Origin of the sequence: Flavobacterium sp., assembly GCF_021151785.1 — a bacterium.
Lineage (GTDB): Bacteria > Bacteroidota > Bacteroidia > Flavobacteriales > Flavobacteriaceae > Flavobacterium.
Map to the genome: position 1 here is coordinate 1 of NZ_JAGKWP010000174.1, position 2,363 is coordinate 2,363.

Here is a 2,363-nt window from a genome sequence, read left to right on the forward strand (position 1 = left end):
AGATATAAATTATTACAATCAACAGAAAATTCATAAAAACCATTCTCATCTGTAGTTGTTTTTGCTAATTCATTCCTGTTGTTGTCAAATAAGTTAATTACAGTTGAATTAAGTGGCTCATTTGTTGTTGAATCATATAGTATTCCTGATATTTTTTTAGTACATATTATTTCTTTAAAAGAATAAATATCGTCAGAACCTTTTCCCCCTTCACGATTAGAGGAAAAAAAACCTGTAGACAAATCTATAAATGTAATTCCAAAATCATCAAAAGGTGTATTCATTTTATCACCTAAGTTTATAGGTTTTTCAAAACCTCCATCAGGATTAATTTTGGCCACAAATAAATCTAAGCCTCCTAAACCTAGATGTCCATCAGAAGCAAAATACAAATTTCCATTTGAATCTATACTTGGAAATGATTCTCTACCATATGTGTTGATAATGTTACCTAGGTTTGTTGGTGTGCCAAAACTACCGTCTGTGTTAATTGTAACACTATAAATATCGGAATGACCATGAGTTCCTTTCATGTCAGAGGCAAAATAGAGTGTTCTTTCATCAGGAGATAGCGTTGGATGCGCAAAACTAGCTTCATTCGTGTTGAAAGGGAGTTCAGTAATATTTTCCCATTCGCCATCTTGTAATGTTGCCTTGTAAATTTTAACAAAAGTACTCTTGTTTGAACTTTTACCTTTTTTACCATTTAAAAAATTATTTCTGGTAAAATACATTGTTTTTCCATCTTTGGTAAAAATAGCTGATGATTCATTATATTTCGTATTCACCTTTTTTGAAAAATTACCAATGTAAGTTAATGAAGTATCTTTATTTATTTTAGCAATGTAAATGTCAGTATAATTTTGTCCTGTCCAATCATGAGTCAATCTTACTACAGATGCTGAATCCATAGCTGATGTAAAATAAATGCGATTATTGTAGTAAACTGGACTATAATCAGAAAAACGAGTACTTATAGTGGTAGGTTGAATGATATAGTCTTTCGAATTATTTTTAATTTCATTTAAATAGTTTTTCAATTTGTCTTTTTCAGTATGCTTACTTATTATATTGATGTAGTAGCTCATCATTTCATCTGCTTCTTTGTATCTATTTAGCGTTTTTAGACAGTGCGAATATTTAAAATAGGCTTCATTATTAGAAGGTTTTCCCATTGAAAATAAAGAATCAAAATATACTACTGCTTTTTTATAGTCTCCATTTAAGTAGTATGAATTGGCTAATTTTTCAAATAATTCAGTTGATTTATAACCTTTTTTTACTACTTTCTCATAAATATCAATAGCTTTAACATAAGCATAGTTATCGTAATCTTTGTTAGCCTCTGGCAATTTAATTTGTTGGGCCTGTAACCAATATGTTCCTATTATTAAAAATAAAAAAACTTTTTTCATAAAGATAAATTTTAGAAAAAGCGAGGAGTTGAAATTCGACTATTTTTGAAAATTTCATATCTCAAAAATAATTCATGAGAACCTGAGTTATAATTGGATAATTTGGTTGTTTCAAGGTCATATCCGTAACCCAAAAACCAATTGTTAGTTATTTGAAATCCAGCTAAAGCACTAACGGCAGAACCTAAGCGATAGGAACCACCTAAAACAAATTTTTCATTGAATATAAAATTAGCATTTACATCTAATTGAAATGGAGTGCCACTAGTTATTTTAGAAATAAATGAGGGTTTAAATTTGATAAACGGATTAATATCAAATACATAACCTGCTGTTAAATAATAATGTGTAGATTTTTTATTAATAGAGACTTCATTATTATTGAAATAAACAGTTTTTAATAGATTAGGAGCTGATAATCCCGTATAGAATTTATCCGAATAAAAATAAATTCCAGTTCCAATATTAGGAGATAACTTTCCATTTAAACTTTGAAATTCTGGATCATTTGCTTGATAGATATTTAACTTTGATGCATTTAAACTATATAAGTTAGCTGTACCTTTTATTCCAAATGATATTTTATAATTTTCATTTAAAGGAATAATATAAGCTATATCGGCAGAAATTTGATTTTCTTCCGTGGCTCCAATACGATCATTAATAAATGATAACCCTAAACCTAATCTACTTTCTTCAAGATTTGTATTAATTGAAACAGTATTGGAAATGGGGGCTCCGTCTAAACCAACCCACTGATTTCTATGTAATACAAAAGCATTAAAACTTGCCCTCGTTCCTGCATATGCAGGATTTATGTTTATTGTATTGTACATATATTGTGAGAATTGACTATCCTGTTGAGCATAACTCAATGTAATTAAAAGGTAACATAGTAAAACGATTAGTTTTTTCATAAAGACATTTTATATCTAAAAAATTGCCTTT

2 protein-coding genes are annotated in these 2,363 nt (G+C 28.5%); both read right to left on the reverse strand.

Annotated elements, in window-relative coordinates:
* On the reverse strand, window positions 1-1,415 hold a 1,415-nt coding region (locus QZ824_RS11365), incomplete at its 3' end, for a flagellar motor protein MotB (RefSeq protein WP_291276131.1).
* An 11-nt stretch (window positions 1,416-1,426) separates the two neighbouring features.
* Entirely contained in the window at window positions 1,427-2,332 is a 906-nt protein-coding gene (locus QZ824_RS11370; protein ID WP_291276132.1) for a type IX secretion system membrane protein PorP/SprF, read from the reverse strand.
* Window positions 2,333-2,363 lie beyond the last annotated feature (31 nt).

Coding starts and splice junctions, on each gene's coding strand:
- QZ824_RS11370 (WP_291276132.1), bottom strand. CDS start 2,332: ATGAAAAAACTAATCGTTTTACTATGTTACCTTTTAATTACATTGAGT.